Origin of the sequence: Petrotoga miotherma DSM 10691 (genome assembly GCF_002895605.1) — a bacterium.
GTDB classification, from domain to species: Bacteria; Thermotogota; Thermotogae; order Petrotogales; family Petrotogaceae; genus Petrotoga; species Petrotoga miotherma.
Genome location: NZ_AZRM01000004.1, coordinates 1 through 15,934 on the forward strand (window position 1 = coordinate 1; position 15,934 = coordinate 15,934).

16 protein-coding genes are annotated in these 15,934 nt (G+C 34.1%); 15 read left to right on the forward strand and 1 reads right to left on the reverse strand.

The window, feature by feature from the left end; translation table 11 throughout:
• The first annotated feature begins 71 nt into the window (after window positions 1-71).
• The 13 genes from X928_RS00300 to lipS2 all read left to right on the forward strand — a co-directional run bounded on the left by X928_RS00300 (window position 72) and on the right by lipS2 (window position 12,647).
• Window positions 72-992 carry a pseudouridine-5'-phosphate glycosidase gene (locus tag X928_RS00300; protein ID WP_103077984.1) on the forward strand — a complete coding sequence of 307 codons (921 nt, stop codon included), beginning with the start codon at window positions 72-74 and terminating at the stop codon, window positions 990-992.
• A 12-nt stretch (window positions 993-1,004) separates the two neighbouring features.
• On the forward strand, window positions 1,005-1,886 hold the full coding sequence (locus tag X928_RS00305; RefSeq protein WP_103077985.1) for a pyridoxamine kinase: 882 nt from the start codon (window positions 1,005-1,007) through the stop codon (window positions 1,884-1,886).
• Between the two features lie 52 nt (window positions 1,887-1,938).
• Window positions 1,939-3,159 carry an arginine deiminase gene (locus tag X928_RS00310; protein ID WP_103077986.1) on the forward strand — a complete coding sequence of 407 codons (1,221 nt, stop codon included), beginning with the start codon at window positions 1,939-1,941 and terminating at the stop codon, window positions 3,157-3,159.
• A gap of 17 nt (window positions 3,160-3,176) precedes the next feature.
• A complete protein-coding gene (locus X928_RS00315) occupies window positions 3,177-4,478 on the forward strand; it encodes a cyclic 2,3-diphosphoglycerate synthase (RefSeq protein WP_103078016.1) in 1,302 nt (433 codons plus the stop codon).
• Between the two features lie 92 nt (window positions 4,479-4,570).
• Window positions 4,571-5,281 carry a hypothetical protein gene (locus X928_RS00320; RefSeq protein ID WP_103077987.1) on the forward strand — a complete coding sequence of 237 codons (711 nt, stop codon included), beginning with the start codon at window positions 4,571-4,573 and terminating at the stop codon, window positions 5,279-5,281.
• Between the two features lie 7 nt (window positions 5,282-5,288).
• The gene (locus X928_RS00325) at window positions 5,289-6,455 is read left to right on the forward strand and encodes an LCP family protein (protein WP_169926237.1); all 1,167 of its coding nucleotides are present in this window, start codon (window positions 5,289-5,291) and stop codon (window positions 6,453-6,455) included.
• Window positions 6,442-7,530 (forward strand): ABC transporter permease, encoded by a 1,089-nt coding sequence (locus tag X928_RS00330; RefSeq protein ID WP_103077989.1) that lies wholly within the window; start codon window positions 6,442-6,444, stop codon window positions 7,528-7,530. The genes X928_RS00325 and X928_RS00330 overlap by 14 nt, the downstream gene beginning before the upstream one ends.
• Before the next feature lie 15 nt (window positions 7,531-7,545).
• Window positions 7,546-7,992, forward strand: a complete 447-nt coding sequence (gene ndk, locus X928_RS00335) for a nucleoside-diphosphate kinase (protein WP_103077990.1) — start codon at window positions 7,546-7,548, stop codon at window positions 7,990-7,992.
• A gap of 20 nt (window positions 7,993-8,012) precedes the next feature.
• A complete protein-coding gene (glgD, locus tag X928_RS00340) occupies window positions 8,013-9,134 on the forward strand; it encodes a glucose-1-phosphate adenylyltransferase subunit GlgD (protein WP_103077991.1) in 1,122 nt (373 codons plus the stop codon).
• A gap of 14 nt (window positions 9,135-9,148) precedes the next feature.
• A complete protein-coding gene (locus X928_RS00345) occupies window positions 9,149-10,405 on the forward strand; it encodes a glucose-1-phosphate adenylyltransferase (RefSeq protein ID WP_103077992.1) in 1,257 nt (418 codons plus the stop codon).
• A 49-nt stretch (window positions 10,406-10,454) separates the two neighbouring features.
• On the forward strand, window positions 10,455-11,426 hold the full coding sequence (locus X928_RS00350) for a DUF4899 domain-containing protein (RefSeq protein ID WP_103077993.1): 972 nt from the start codon (window positions 10,455-10,457) through the stop codon (window positions 11,424-11,426).
• Window position 11,427: 1 nt separating this feature from the next.
• On the forward strand, window positions 11,428-11,718 hold the full coding sequence (locus X928_RS00355) for a hypothetical protein (protein WP_103077994.1): 291 nt from the start codon (window positions 11,428-11,430) through the stop codon (window positions 11,716-11,718).
• 41 nt (window positions 11,719-11,759) lie between these two features.
• Window positions 11,760-12,647, forward strand: a complete 888-nt coding sequence (gene lipS2 / locus X928_RS00360) for a LipS2 family lipoyl synthase (RefSeq protein ID WP_103077995.1) — start codon at window positions 11,760-11,762, stop codon at window positions 12,645-12,647.
• On the opposite strand, the gene X928_RS00365 is transcribed toward lipS2, so the two are convergent.
• Window positions 12,644-13,354, reverse strand: a complete 711-nt coding sequence (locus X928_RS00365; protein WP_169926238.1) for a glycerophosphodiester phosphodiesterase family protein — start codon at window positions 13,352-13,354, stop codon at window positions 12,644-12,646. The genes lipS2 and X928_RS00365 overlap by 4 nt on opposite strands.
• 88 nt (window positions 13,355-13,442) lie before the next feature.
• Here X928_RS00365 and X928_RS00370 point away from each other — a divergent pair, with 88 nt between their 5' ends.
• Together X928_RS00370 and X928_RS00375 are read left to right on the forward strand one after the other, a co-directional pair.
• Window positions 13,443-14,825, forward strand: a complete 1,383-nt coding sequence (locus X928_RS00370) for an ADP-ribosylglycohydrolase family protein (protein ID WP_103077997.1) — start codon at window positions 13,443-13,445, stop codon at window positions 14,823-14,825.
• 93 nt (window positions 14,826-14,918) lie between these two features.
• Window positions 14,919-15,914, forward strand: a complete 996-nt coding sequence (locus X928_RS00375; RefSeq protein WP_103077998.1) for a BMP family ABC transporter substrate-binding protein — start codon at window positions 14,919-14,921, stop codon at window positions 15,912-15,914.
• Window positions 15,915-15,934 lie beyond the last annotated feature (20 nt).

Sequence of the window (15,934 nt, forward strand, 5' to 3'; positions counted from 1 at the left end):
GCGGGGCGAAGGGGCGCTAAATTAAGTTCCTAAAACAATAAAATAACAACAACTTTTGGAGGAAAACCAATATGAATACAACCCCATATTTAGAAATAAAAGAAGAAATCTACCAAGCTATGAAAGAAAACAAAGCTATAGTTGCCTTGGAATCAACTATCATTTCACATGGAATGCCTTACCCACAAAATGTTGAAGTGGCAAAAAATGTAGAAGAAATAATAAGAGAAAGGGGAGCAGTTCCAGCAACTATCGCAATAATAGATGGTACAATGAAAGTAGGATTATCAGAAGAAGAGATAGAGTTTATGGCTATTTCTAAAAACATATTGAAAGCAAGTAGAATGGATCTCCCTATTATCCTTGCAAAAGGTTTTAACGCCGCTACAACGGTTGCAGCAACCATGATAATAGCTGAACTTGCTGGAATAAAGGTTTTTGTAACAGGAGGAATAGGCGGTGTACATAGAAACGCTCAAGAAACGTTCGATATTTCTGCAGATCTCCAAGAACTTGCGAAAACCAACGTTGCGGTGATATCTGCTGGACCTAAAGCTATATTAGATCTTCAATTAACCAAAGAATATCTCGAAACTTTCGGTGTTCCAGTGATCGGCTATCAAACGGACGAACTTCCATGCTTTTTTTCGAGGGAAAGTGGGATAAATGTACCTTATAGAGTAGAAACCCCAAAAGAAATTGCACATGTAATGAAGGCAAAGTGGGACTTGGGTTTACAAGGAGGTATCTTTATTGCAAATCCTATTCCAAAAGATTACTCAATGGATTTTAAAGAAATAAATAAAACAATAGACAACGCAATAGAAGAGGCTAAAAAACAAAAAATAAAGGGTAAAGAATTAACCCCCTTTCTACTTTCAAAAATAAACGAATTAACAAAAGGGGAAAGTTTAAAAGCAAATATCGAATTAGTCTACAACAACGCCAAGCTTGGTGCAGAAATAGCTAAGGAGTTTATCATCTTATCTTAGGGGAAAGGAATGATGTATTTGAAAGAGAAACCCATCAAAAGAGTTGCGGCAATTCATGACCTTTCTGGGTTTGGAAAAGCTTCTTTAACCGTTGTAATTCCTATATTGTCTTCTATGAAGATTCAAGTCTGTCCAATTCCCACCGCAATACTATCAACGCATACCGGAGGATTTAAGGATTATACTTTTATCGATCTAACAGACAATATGAAAGACATCATGGCACATTGGAAAAAATTAGACCTAAGTTTTGATGCAATTTATAGTGGTTTTTTAGGTTCAGAAAAACAAATTGATATTGTAATGGAATTTATACAATATTTTTCACAGAAAAATGAAACACTTGTAGTCGTTGATCCAGTAATGGGGGATGATGGGAAACTTTATGCTACCATTACAGAAGGCATGGTCAAAGAGATGAAAAAATTAATTTCCAAATCTCATGTGATAACCCCAAATTTTACAGAAGCCTGTTTTCTTTTGGATGAGAAGTACGATCAAAATATTAGTGAAGAAATGTTGAAAAGCTGGTTAAAACGTTTGTCAGACATGGGCCCAGAAGTCGTTATTATAACAAGTGTTCCTGATGAATCTAAATCGAAAATAGGGGTATTAGCTTATGAAAGGACAAATAATAGGTTTTGGAAAATCACCAATAATTACATAAGAGCTTTATATCCTGGTACAGGGGACTCGTTTGCAAGTGTTATCGTTGGTAGTCTTTTAAACGGAGACAGTGTACCGATGGCAATAGACAGGGCTACTCAATTCGTGGCTACCTGTTTAAAAGCTAGTTATGGTTATAAATATCCTCAAAGGGAAGGTATACTCTTAGAAAAAGTGCTTGATACTTTGAACGCTCCGACACTTTTACAAAGCTATGAGATTTTTTAGAAGATTTTTTGTTGTATAATATTAGAAAGCAAAAGGTTGGTGCTTAAAAGTTATGAATTTATCGGTGTATTCAGAAATCGGAAAATTAGAAAAAATCCTTCTACACAGACCGGGAAAAGAGTTAGAAAATTTATCTCCTCATTATCTTTCTGATCTGTTATTTGACGATATTCCTTTTTTGTATAAAGCTCAAGAAGAACATGATTACTTTGCAAATGTTTTGAGAGACAATGGTGTAGAAGTTTTATATCTTACTGAATTGTTGACAGAAACTCTCAATGATTTGGATTTAAAAGAAAAATTTGTTGAAGAGTTTTTACAATTCTCAGAAATATACAATAGCTTCATTTATGATCTTTTAAAAGATTATTTGTTTTCCCTAGATACCAAAGAGATGGTGGACACTATAATATCTGGTATACGCTCCGATCAACTAGAAATTAACAGAAACATCTTCTCCTTGAGGGTTAGAAGAGCGGATATAGAATTACCTTTTTTCCTTCCTCCCATGCCAAACCTATATTTTCAAAGGGATCCTGTGGCGATTTTGGGAAAAGGTGCCTGCGTGAACAGAATGAAAACCTCCGCAAGAAGAAGAGAAGTCATGCTTATGGAATATGTCATAAAATACAACAAAAAATTTGAGGGCACCCAATTGTATTACGAGAAAGATTATCCTTATCCAATAGAGGGTGGAGATATCTTAGTGTTAAGCGAGAAAGTTTTAGCAGTCGGTATTTCTCAAAGAACTTCACCAGAAGCCGTCGAAATACTCGCTAAGAAGTTTCTCAAAGAAAATAAAGATACCTTTGAGAAGATAATTGCATTTATAATACCTGATAATAGGGCTTATATGCATTTAGATACCATATTCACAATGGTTGATTACGATAAATTTCTAGTTCATGCAAATTTAAGAGAAGATATAGATACTTTTATTATTACAAAGTCTAAAGAGGGATTCGATTTTTATGAGGAAGAAGAAAGCTTGGAACATATATTAAAAAAACATCTTAATTTAGATCATGTTCAAATTATTAAATGCGGAAATGCTGATATAATAGCATCACACAGGGAGCAATGGAATGATGGCTCCAACAGTTTGGCAATAGAACCTGGAAAGGTTATCACCTATGATCGAAATTACATCACCAACAGAGAATTAGAAAAATCGGGGATAGAAGTTTTAACCATACCATCCAGCGAATTATCTAGGGGGAGGGGAGGCCCTAGGTGCGCTAGTATGCCACTTATAAGGAGGAGATACACTTGAGGAAAAAAGTTTTGATAATGGGAGCAGCAGGTAGAGATTTTCATAATTTCAACGTTTATTATCGCAATAATCCTGACTATGAAGTTGTTTGTTTCACAGCCACCCAAATTCCTGATATCGAAGGAAGGCTTTATCCAAAAGAGCTCGCTGGAGAGTTTTATCCTAAAGGGATACCTATAGAATCAGAAGCTAACCTAGTCAATCTTATCAAAGAAAACAACATCGACGAAGTGGTTTTATCCTACAGCGATTTGCCGTTTTCATACGTAATGGAAAAGGCTTCTTTAGTGCTTGCGAGTGGAGCAGATTTTAAACTTCTGGGCCCGAATAATTCTATGTTGAAATCCAAAAAACCTATTATCTCGATTTGTGCCGTTAGAACCGGTTCAGGGAAAAGTCAAACAACGAGGAGAGTTTTGGATATTCTAAAAAATAAAGGTTTGAAAGTAGTTTCAATCAGACACCCAATGCCATATGGAAACCTGGTAAAGCAAAAGGTACAAAGGTTTGCCACTTACGAAGATCTAGACAAACACGAATGTACAATTGAAGAAAGAGAGGAGTATGAACCTCATATAGATAGGAACTCTGTTATCTATGCAGGTGTTGATTATGAAGAGATATTGAGACAGGCGGAAGAAGAAAATCCCGATGTTATATTATGGGATGGTGGAAACAACGATTTTTCTTTCTATAAACCCGATTTATCTATTGTTGTAGTCGATCCACACAGAGCCGGTCACGAGGTATCCTATTTCCCTGGAATGACGAATCTTATTATGGCAGATGTTCTAGTTATCAATAAAGAAGAAACAGCAACATTGGAAGGCATTGAAAAAGTAAGAGCAAATATAGAAAAATGGAATCCAAACGCTACAGTTATTGATGCCGCATCTCCTTTATTCGTTAAAAATCCTTCTATTATAAGAGGGAAGAGATGCCTTGTTATTGAAGATGGACCCACCTTAACTCACGGAGAAATGACCTATGGTGCTGGTTTCATAGCTGCTAAAAAATTTGGAGCCTCTGAAATAATTGATCCAAGGCCTTATGCAGTTGGTTCAATAGTAAATACTTACAAGAAATACACCCATCTTGATAAGATACTTCCCGCGATGGGTTATGGAAAAAAACAGATAAAAGAACTGGAAGAAAGCATAAATAAATCCGATGCCGAAGTTGTGGTTATAGGTACACCAATTGATCTAACAAGGATTATGGACATAAAAAAACCTACAGTTAGGGTAACTTACGAGTTACAAGAAATCGGTAAACCCGATTTGGAAGAAGTTTTAAGTGATTTTTTAGCCAACAAATAAAATGTTTGAGAGATGCTCATTTAGAGCATCTCTCGTTGATGTTTTTCAATTTCTAAATTATTTAAGGAATTCGCAGGTTGGAGGTGCGTTTTGTGGCAAATGTGTATATTGGAGGAAAAAGAAAAAGAGGCCGAAGAATATGGCTTATTTTGATAATAATTATCGCTATAATCGTGGCTTTTTTAGGATTCATGTTTTATAGATACAACCAGTTCGTCAACAATCCTGTAGCCACATCCAACAAGATAACCTATACGGTATCTTATGACAATGGGTTATATTTTATAAGGGTTCTTAACGATAACAGGAAGATAATGATAGTCAAAGTAGAGGATGGAACTACCTTTCCGGAGTCTTACATTACTTTATCTTCTGAAAATTTAGATAAAGTTACAAATGATTTTTTGGAGTTATTTGAACTTAACTCGAATTTTAATTACTATTTTCACATAAACGATGATGTTGCAAACAAGTTTATAAGCAAATTAGGTGGCAGCAACTTAAAAGGTATCGATGGAGTTTTTGATGCTTTGATAAATAGTGAGATGAGATTTTGGCAAGTTTTCAGTTTGGAAGAATATATAGATATAGTAAAAAATTACGATAGGTCCACAAATTTGGACGAAGAAGGGGTTTATGCCCTCATTAATGGCTTTTCAAAGTACTCTATAACCAATTACGATAAGTTAACTGTTCCACTCCTTTTAACTAAACCACTTCAAATCAATATAGCAAATCAAACAATCGAAAGAAAATACGTCGATATAGAGGCTTTTGAGAGGATCAAAGAAATCGTGGAGTGATTACTATTTGAAAATACATATTTTAAGAATTTTATCTTTCATCTTTCTGATTTTTTTGACACTCAGTTTTATAATACCTTTAGGTAAGAATATTCAATTAGATCAATCTTCCATAGAATTTCCTTACTATTTTTTGGTTCTAGGAAGAGATGAAAATATTGAAAGTTCAACCAGAACAGATGTGATAATCTTAGGGGGAATCGATAAAGGGAAGATCATTTTTCTACCCATACCAAGGGATCTTTTGATTAGCATTGATCAAACTGAAAGAAGAATTAACTCTGTTTATGAAATTTACGGTATCGACAGGCTCAAAGAAGAGGTTGAAAAATTAAGCGGTGTTCAGATTTCAGATTACATAATTTTTGATTATTCTATATTTAAAAGTATTGGTGATTTATTTGCTCCTATAGATATATACATAGAATCGGATATGAGTTACTCAGATTATCACCAAAATCTACATATAGATTTTAAAAAAGGGTATAATAAGTTAAATGGTGAAGAATTGTTGTATTATGTGAGATACCGAGATGCAGCAGGAGATTTAGGAAGGATGGAACGTCAAAAAAATGCTGTATTAGCTTTATTGAACGAAGTCAAATCGGCTGGCATAAATAAACTCCTTGAAGCAGTAAATATAGGTTTATCTGACACCGTTAATTCTTTTGAAATTAAAGATCTACTTTTCCTGTATAACCAAGTGAAAAATGCCCAGATGGAATTTATCTCATTTCCCTATCTAATCAAAGATAGTTATGTAGTTGTTGATGAAAGTAAAATATCCCAAATTCAATACAAGTTGAAAACCTTTGAAGCATATTCTGACCAAAGCAACGATAAATCAAAAATACTCATCACCAAAAATTTTTCCAGCAAGTTGTATAATTTTTATACCTATGTTTTTGACGTATGGAAAAAACCGGGATATCAGATTAAGGTTTTGGATGAAACCTTTGATGGTTTAAGTGACCAGTATTCATATGTTTTTTTTAGGAACGTTGAAAAAGAAACTAAGGAAAAAATAAAAGCAGATTTGAAAGAAACATTCGGAACAAATTTCATCGAAATAGAAGATAAGTACAAATATTTTCAATTGATAGATTTTATTTCAGAAAACTTGATTGATCCAACAGGTTACGACGCAGTGGTGGTTCTTAATGAAAGGTGGTAAAAGAAATAATTCGGTTTTCCTTCTGACTATTTCTTTTTTCACAAGGTCGAAAAAAAACTTTAAATTCTCTCTCATCGCTATGATAATAGGAGTATGGGGTATCATAGTAGTTACCTCAATAATAAATGGTTTCGATAGCTTATTAATAGATTCAATAACTAATTTTTATCCTCATCTCGTTGTTAGAGGAAATTATGCTCAAAACTCATCAGAAATAGACAAAATTGTAAATTTTAACATCATCCCTGTTGCAGTTATAAACCAATCTAAAATTGCCTTCTCTCAACTTATAGAATTGGATGATCTATCAATCTATGAAGAATTTGTAAATGAGGAAAGCGGTACCGAAGGTCTTATATTAGGAAATAAATTAGCGAATAATCTCAATGTTGAAATTGGTGATACCATAATAACTGTGAGAACAAAAGGCCTATTGCCAATTTTCCAAGAAAGTATTGTTACAGGAATATTCGATTCTGGGGTATATTCGTACGATTCAACCTTCATATTGTCTCAAAATTCGAATTCAAAAGAGTATACTGGTATTTTTTTAAAAAATCCAAATAAGGCTCAACAATTTAAAGAAAAATATCTTTCTCGTTACTCTGCCCTCACTTGGGAAGAGTCCAACGAAACTTTGGCTAAGGCTGTTCAGTTTGATAGCTTGATAGCTTTTACGATAACTTTTTTCATTCTGCTGATTTCTGGATTCAGTATATCAAACTCTGTTTCTTTCTCTGTCTTTAATAGAAAGAAAGAGATAGCTATTTTAAGGGCTCTTGGTTTTCAAAGAGGACAAGTATCTACTATTTTTATCTTAGAAACTTTTTTAATATCTCTAGTAGGATTTGTACTTGGAGTTATCGCGGGCATTTTAACATGCTGGTTTCTAATTATTTTAAAGATACCATTACCCGAAGGACTCTTTTATGTGGAATATTTACCCATTAAGATAACCGCTGGTTCTTTTTTGATAGCCTTTTTAATGAACTGTTTTGTATCTATTTTTTTCAGTTATATCGCTTCAAGACGAGCAGCTAGCTTCAATATTATAGAATCTTTAAAAGAGGAATAGAAGGGGGAGCTTAATTTGGCAGAAAAAGCATTTGTGATGATAAAACCTAATGCAGTTAAAAGAGGACTTATTGGTGAAATAATCAAAAGATATGAGCAAAAAGGACTAAAAGTTGTCGCCATGAAAATGATCAAGATGAAAAAAGAACAAGCTGAAGAGCTCTACAAAGTACACCAAGGTAAGGATTTTTATCAACCTTTGATAGAATTCATATTATCTGGACCTGTGGTCGTTATGATTTTAGAAGGCCCAAGGGTTATTGAAGCTGTTAGAAGCATAAACGGTGAAACAGATCCTCTAAAAGCTCAAGCAGGAAGTATTCGTGGGGAATTTGGGATAAGTGTCAGAAAAAATATTGTACATGCTTCAGATTCGATCCAAAGTGCTGAACAAGAGTGGGGAATTTTCTTTGAAGAAAATGAGATTTTTGAATATCTATGTGGTTTTGAAAACGAATTGTAATTTTTGAAGAGGTGAAATTCATGAGGGTTGCAGGTCTTATACTTTCAGGGTCAACTAAAGACAATTTAGATAAACTAACGTTAAAAAGGACTAGCGCAGCCGTTCCTGTTTTTGGTAAATACAGAGCCATAGATTTTACTTTAAGCAACATGGTGAATTCTGGCATCATAAACGTAGGTGTATTTACACAATACAATCCCAGATCTTTAATGGACCATTTGGGAAGCGGTAAAGAATGGAACTTGGATAGAAAAAGAGGGGGATTATTTATACTTCAACCATTTATAAGCCCTCAAAGCCGTAAAATGTACTATGAAGGAACAGCGGATGCAATATTCCAGAATTTAACTTTTTTGAGAAGATCATACGAAGATTTTGTTTTAATCGGTTCTGGAGATCATATATACAATATGGATTTTAGACCCCTTTTCAAATACCATGTAAAAAATGGTGCAGATGTTACTTTGCTAACAAAAACTGTAGAAGATAGAATAAATTTTAGTCAATACGGACAAGTCATTACAGATGAAAATAACAGAATCACACAAATCTATGAAAAAGACTCCGAATATCGCTCTAATAAGATTTTTTTGGGCGTTTATTTTATAAACAAAGCATTTTTGATGGAAATCCTATATGCCAACGTACCAAACGGAAAATTCGATCTTTTAAAGGATATAATCATACCCAATTTATCCAGAATGAGAGTTTTTTCTTACGAGTTTGATGGTTATTGGAAAAATATTAAAAAATCTGTAGAAGATTATTATAATACTAATATGGATATATTAAAAGAAGAGGTTAGAAATGAATTATTTTATTCACCGGAAAGAAAAATATACACTAAGCTTAAAGATTCAGCCCCACCGAAGATAAACGTAAACGCCGAGGTTTCCAATTCATTTGTATCCGATGGTTGTATAATAAATGGAGTTGTTAGAAATTCCGTGCTTTCTAGGAATGTGTACATTGGAGCAGGCTCTGTAATAGAAGATTGTATAGTATTACAAGGAAGTTATTTAGAGGAAGGAAGCGTAATTAGAAAGACCATAATTGATAAAAACGTAAGGATAAGATCCGGGAAAAAGTTGGAAGGCATAGGAAACGAGATCAATGTTATAGAAAAAGGGGCCGTTCTATAGAAGGAGGCATTGAAATGCGTGTTTTAGCTATTATTTTAGCTGGAGGTCAAGGAACAAGACTTGGGGTAATTACAAACAATTTAGCAAAGCCTGCCGTACCCTTCGGTGGGAAATATCGCATGATCGATTTCACTTTAAGTAATTGCGTTAATTCCAATATAAACACCGTAGGTGTTGTTACTCAATACATGCCACATAGGTTGGTAGAACATTTAGGTATAGGTAAACCGTGGGACTTAGATATAAAAGGTGGAGGTTTACATATTTTGCCTCCCTATTTAAGTAGGTCAGGAACTTCGTGGTACCAAGGAACAGCCGATGCGGTTTATCAAAACATAGAATTCATAGAAAGGTATAAACCTGATTTTGTGTTACTATTGTCAGGGGATCATGTATATAAAATGGATTATAACGATATAATAGATTATCATATAGAAAAAGATGCCGATGGTACTATAGCGTGTATGGAAGTACCGGTAAGTGAGGCACATAGATTTGGTATAATGGTAACTGACCCTTTCAATAGGATAATCGAATTCCAAGAAAAGCCCAAAGAACCAGGAGGAACCTTGGCATCTTTGGGAATATATGTATTTAAATGGAACTTTCTAAAAGACGCTCTCATAAGGGATGCCAAAGATAATACTTCTGAACATGATTTTGGAAAAAATATAATTCCCAAAGCACTGGAAGAAAATTCTCAACTGTATGCTTTCAATTTTGAAGGTTATTGGAGAGACGTTGGAACGATAGAATCTTATCTTGACTGTAATCTTGAGATAATTTCTCCCTTGCCTCCGTTGGACCTTCACGATGAAAATTGGAAGATATACACTCAATCGGAAGAGTTACCCCCTGCTTTCATTGCAAAAGGAGCCAGCGTGTTAAAAAGTTTTGTTAGTGAAGGATCAGAAATATATGGAACGGTTGAAAATTCAGTGATTTTCCAAGGAGTAACCGTTTCAGAAGGAACTTATGTAAAAGATTCCATTATAATGAATAATGTATTTATCGGGAAAAATTCGTATATAGAAAAAACGATTGTTGCTGAAAATACTATTATCGGTGAGTCGGTTGAGATAGGAAAAGGTAAATTCGCGGAATCTAAAATCGATAAAAAGATCTATAATTCAGATATAACTGTAATAGGCTTCAACTCGAAGCTAAAAAACAAGATGACAATAGGGAAAAATTGTGTCATAGACAACGAGGTAGATTTAAATGATTATGATGTGCAAGAAATAAACAGCGGGGAAGGAATAATCAAGTAAGCAAAAAAATTTTTAAGAAAAACGCATGTTAAATAAAAGGGGATGAAAAATGGACTTTTATGCATTAAAATTTTTAGCAACTTCAAATTTAACCGGTGAAACATATGTGGGATATATGTTTGGTAAAAAGGCTCAAACCCCTTATTTTAATGTTCTCTTGTTGAGCAGGGCTCAACTTAGGGAACTAGATCTTCCTGATATTACAAAAGATTATCTTGATTTTAAATCAGACATTGATATGCTGTATTATCAATTATCTAAAGAAAAAAATAATAACCTTATCTCTCAGTTCAAAGCCTACTTTTACAGTACCCTAAAAAAAATGAAATCTGAGGTCACGGGGACAAAAATCTTCATGGCCATAGAAGATGAAGACGTTTATGTTTTAAAATCAATTTTGAGTGATATTTTAAGTGAATGGTCTGGAGATACAAAGATCAAATTGGTAGCTCAGAAATTTGATTATAAAGATCTAACCTGGATAACAGCCGTAAAAGAAAAAGGAGAAGAAGGTTTAAAAGAATATTTAAACAGAGAAGATGTTAAAAATGCAACCGAAATCTATCCAATAATAGACCCCGTGGAGGGTTATTCTGTTTCTAAATTGGATATAGGTGAACCTATAATAGTTTTACCAATTGAAGAGAAGAATGAAGGCGAGAAAAAAATGGGAGAAGTCGTCGAGGGGAAAATTATATCTAAAGAATTGATTCCTTCAAGCGACTATATATTTTTAAAAGTAGATCTAGGGAATGGGGCTTTGGGTAAAGCGGTAGTTCATAGAGAGTTAAAGGTTTCAGTAGACCAAAATAGACTTCAAATTTTAAGAAAATCTCAAGAAAAAAATGAAATGGAAAATGAAACAAAAATTATCGGTGATTTATACAACCAAATGAAAAAAGATAAAAGCATGCCTCCCGATAAAAAAATAGGTTCCTTGGATATACTTATAATAAGCGGTTTTTCAGTAATAGGGATACTTTTGATAATCTTAATCGTTATACTACTGGGACAGTTCTAATTTGAAAGTTATCTTGACTTTTGTTATTATGATTCCAACGTTGTTCTTTTCCGTGCTTTCATATGAATATACCTATCGGATTCTTGAATACAGAAATTTGAAGGAAAAAGAAATCACAGAAGCCTTCGAATTAATGAACAAAATGGAAGAAATCTTTGCGTTAACGCCTCAAGAGTTTTTTAATGATTATGAGATTAAACAATCCATTTCGACAACAACAAAGGAAGCGACTATTCATGTTTTTGAATATGAAGGATATGACTTCGTATACATCGAAAACACAGAAGAATAACAAATATATCTAAGTAAAGAATGAATGGAGGAATACTCAATTTGCGTTTATCGTATGCAACAGCTGTAGAACTCGGCTTAAAAAAAGGAAAAATTGACTTTCCAAACTACACAGCTTACCTCATGATCGGGGAAAAGTGTCTTTTCAACTGTTCTTATTGTGCACAAGCCAGGGATGCTCAAAGTAAAGCAGATCTATTATCAAGAATCAAATGGCCCGAAATATCTCTAGAAACCTTTAAAAATATTTTCATCCCCACCAAATTTAAACGTATTTGTATACAAGTGGTTTCTTCTTTAGATTATTGGACTGAATTAAACGAATTATTATCTTTCTTGAAAGAAACAGAAATACCTATCTCTGTTTCTATAAGGCCAAGAGATATTGAAGAAGTTAGATCCTTGTTTAAAAAGTACAACGTTGATAGAGTTGGAATAGCCATAGATGTAGCAAACAAGGACCTTTTTTCAAAAATCAGGGGCAGTAAATACGAATTCTACGAAAAAATGCTCATAAATGCTTCAAATGATTTCCCTAATAGAATTACAACACACATAATCGTGGGATTAGGAGAAACTGACGAAAATATTATAGAGTTTTTATTAAAAATGAAAAAGTTTAAGATATTGGTAAGTCTGTTTTCTTTTACCCCCATAAAGGGTACAAAATTTGAAAATCTTTTACCTCCTTCTTTATCTAGGTACAGAAAAATCCAGATCGCCAGAGAAATCATCCTAAAATACGAGGTGGAAAAAGCTGATTTTCTCTTTGATTCGAAAGGTAACCTTCAAAAATTGCCAGAAGTGAAAGTAGATATGGAAGAAACTAAAAAAACCTCGGGATGTCCATGGTGTACACGTCCTTTTTACAATGAAAAACCAGCAGAAGAGCTATACAACGTACCCATTCCCCGAAAGATTCATCTCTAAAGTTTCTCTTTTGCGATTTGTCTTCTTACTTCAACTATTTTTTCAACCTCGTCGGTAATTATACCGTCGTATAAACCTTTGAATGTGTGTAAATCCTTGGGATCGTTCACCGTCCATAAAAATATCTTCAAACCTTTTTCTTTCCATTTATGCAAGAACTCTTTAGAAATTTCTATATTATCTTTTAAAGCATCTATCCAAAGATTCAAAGAATAAAGATCGATCTCTTTATTCAATTCATCTACGTATTTTAAAGGATCATATTCAATCAGTAATCCAACTTTTGCACTTTTATCCAAACTTCTGACCTTTCTCAAAGCGTCAATTTTGAAAGAAGAAAATAGGGTTCGATCAATTGCATTCATTCTTTTAGTTATTACGTAGGAAGGAACAGCCGCCTCAACTTCTTTGATTTCTAAATTAAGAATAGCTTGCTCATCTAAATTAGAGATAACTTCTTCGACCATTGGAATGGTCTCTCCATTTTTAAAATGTATTTGTTTTAACTCCTCGTAAGTTAATTTCTTCAACTTTCTGTTGTTAATATTATCGTCATGAAGAACAACCAACGTTCCATCTTTAGTTAATCTCGAATCATATTCAATACCATCGGCACCATATTCTCTGGCTTTTTTAAAAGCTTCGATCGTATTTTCGACAAATTTTGCCCTGTACCCCCTATGCCCTAAAATCAGAAATTCATTCATAATTTTTTTAATCATCCTCCTAAGCAACTAATGTGATAAAATAATTATATCATTAGAGCTCCTCTTGTTTCAAGAAAGGAGAAAAATTATGAAGGCATGGGAAAACGAATTTAATAGAAGAAGAAACGCAAAACCAAAAAAAGATCACATCGAAAAATGGGAAGACGTAGAAAAAATGAATGTTTTCTCAAAAGAGATATTAGTAACCCTTTGGGATAGTAAAGTTCCAGGTTCTAACGCCCCAGAATCTCTCATCGTTGGTGCAGTCCAATCTTTAGAAAATATGGGAAAAAACGTAAACCAAGCGGAGTTGCTGCTGGATAAAGGCTTCGAAGCATTAGAAAATAAAGATTACTCTAAATTAAAGGCTATAACCTCAGAAATTTTCTTTTCTCTTTCCAAAGCCGATTCAATGTACAATAACGCATACGAAAAGTTTGATAGACCTTTGGAATGGAAAGATATCTCTAACTCTTTTCCTAGGCTAAAGTGTAATAATATTGATAATCTAAAAGACAAGATTTATGGTGGTTGGTTAGGCCAACTTGCAGGTGGATCTATGGGAACCAAACTTGAAGGATACACCCATGATGAGTTGGAAGAAACATATTCTGAACAATTGGGTACTTACATAGGTGAAGTTTCAACGATTAACGACGATGTAACCTATGAATTAATTTTTCTCAAAACTTACGAAGAGAAGGGGGAAGAGATCTCTTCAAAGGATTTAGCAAAAAATTGGATATCCTACATACCATTTGGATGGAGTGCTGAGTTGATAGCTCTTGAAAATATTAAAAGAGGAATATTCCCACCCGAGTCAGGATTTTTTAATAATCCATTTCAAGAATGGATAGGAGCACAGATGAGATGCATGGTTCATGGTTTATTGCAACCAGGCGATCCATATAATGCCGCAAAGTTAGCGTTTATAGATTCACAGGTATCTCACAGTGGTAACGGTATATACGGTGGCGTACATAGTGCTGTTATGACATCTTTGGCTTTTTCTGAAAAAGATCCAAGAAAAATAATCGAAAAATCATTGGATTATATTCCAAAAAATACTGAATTTAAAAAAGTCGTAGATAATGTAGTAAAATATTGCCAAACAAATAATGATTGGATCAGCGTCCTTAGAAAAACAGAGGAGTATTTCCAAAGTTATAATTGGGTTCATCTGTATCCAAATACTGCCTCGATTTTAACTTCTTTATGGTTTGGAGAAGGGGATTTTGATAAAACCATGAAGATCGTTTCTTCTTTCGGTTATGACGTTGATTGTAATGCTGGTGAGGTAGGTACGATATTAGGTATCATATATGGTGCAAACGATTTTCCGACTTATTGGTCATCCCCTTTGAAAGACACGTTGGAAACCTATTTACCAGATTTTTCAAAGATCCAAATTTCCACTTTAGCCCAATGGACTTTTCAATTAAGCGCCCAAAATGGTATTAATAAATCGTGAAAACTTTGGGGTAGGGGAGCGGGGCGAAGGGCGCTAACGTAGATTTCAAAGTTCATAAAGTCAGTACAATAAATCGTACGGGAGGTGTAAAAAATGAAAAGATTCACATTTTTTGTGTTCATTGTTATTCTCTTTTCTTTCACAGTTTTTGCAGCACCACAAAAGGTCGCTTACGTAATAAACGGTTCCCTTGGGGATCAATCCTTTTATGATTCCGGTTATGCTGGCATAAAACAACTGGAGAATGATTACGGGGTTCAAACAAGGGTAATTGAATGCAACTTTGATCCTTCGCTCTATTATCCAAGTTTACTCACAGCTGCAAATTGGGCAGATGTTGTATTTGTAATCTCTTATGGTTTTGAAGAAGAATTAAAAACCATAGCAACACAATTTCCCAATAAGATATTCGTAAATATTGACACCGTAGTCGAAGATGAACAGGGTATAATATCAAACGTTGATTTCATTGAAGAAGAAGGGGCTTTCATGGCTGGAGTTGTAGCAGGTATCGTTACAACAATGACGGAATTGGAAGGAATAAACCCTCAAAAACTAATAGGAGCAGTAGGTGGAGATGACGATATAGTAATAAGATCCTTTGTATATGGTTATGAACAAGGGGCACATTACATAGATCCGGAAATTGAAGTAAGAACGATATACGTGGGAAGTTGGGATGATCCTGCAAAAGGAAAACAAGCTGCTTTACAACTTTATTCTCAGGGTGTGGATGTAATATTTCAAATCGCAAGTTTAACAGGATCGGGAGTTTTACAAGCAGCCCAAGAAGAAGGAAAATATGCTATTGGCGTAGATTCAAATCAAAATGGCCTTGCTCCGGGTCACGTGATCACCAGCGATCTTAAAGAAGTTGGAAAATCTATTGAACTAGTTTTTAAAGACATAGTAGAGGGGAGATATGAACCTGGTACGTTGTACAAACTCGGATTAAAAGCTGGAGCGGTAGGATTGGCAATCGATGAATACACATATCAGATTCTTCCGAAAGAAACTGTAGAAAAAATATTACAGGTTCAGAAAGATGTTGCGGATGGAAAGATTGTGGTCAAAGAATACAGAGAATAATTATCCATAGGTGGTTCTAA

What these genes read in the sequence shown, in the direction of transcription:
- glgD (WP_103077991.1), top strand. Translation starts at nt 8,013, where the DNA reads ATGAGGGTTGCAGGTCTTATACTTTCAGGGTCAACTAAAGACAATTTA.
- X928_RS00375 (WP_103077998.1), top strand. Translation starts at nt 14,919, where the DNA reads ATGAAAAGATTCACATTTTTTGTGTTCATTGTTATTCTCTTTTCTTTC.
- X928_RS00345 (WP_103077992.1), top strand. Translation starts at nt 9,149, where the DNA reads ATGCGTGTTTTAGCTATTATTTTAGCTGGAGGTCAAGGAACAAGACTT.
- X928_RS00330 (WP_103077989.1), top strand. Translation starts at nt 6,442, where the DNA reads ATGAAAGGTGGTAAAAGAAATAATTCGGTTTTCCTTCTGACTATTTCT.
- X928_RS00310 (WP_103077986.1), top strand. Translation starts at nt 1,939, where the DNA reads ATGAATTTATCGGTGTATTCAGAAATCGGAAAATTAGAAAAAATCCTT.
- X928_RS00370 (WP_103077997.1), top strand. Translation starts at nt 13,443, where the DNA reads ATGAAGGCATGGGAAAACGAATTTAATAGAAGAAGAAACGCAAAACCA.
- X928_RS00365 (WP_169926238.1), bottom strand. Translation starts at nt 13,354, where the DNA reads ATGAATGAATTTCTGATTTTAGGGCATAGGGGGTACAGGGCAAAATTT.
- X928_RS00350 (WP_103077993.1), top strand. Translation starts at nt 10,455, where the DNA reads ATGGACTTTTATGCATTAAAATTTTTAGCAACTTCAAATTTAACCGGT.
- X928_RS00315 (WP_103078016.1), top strand. Translation starts at nt 3,177, where the DNA reads ATGGGAGCAGCAGGTAGAGATTTTCATAATTTCAACGTTTATTATCGC.
- X928_RS00300 (WP_103077984.1), top strand. Translation starts at nt 72, where the DNA reads ATGAATACAACCCCATATTTAGAAATAAAAGAAGAAATCTACCAAGCT.
- X928_RS00305 (WP_103077985.1), top strand. Translation starts at nt 1,005, where the DNA reads ATGTATTTGAAAGAGAAACCCATCAAAAGAGTTGCGGCAATTCATGAC.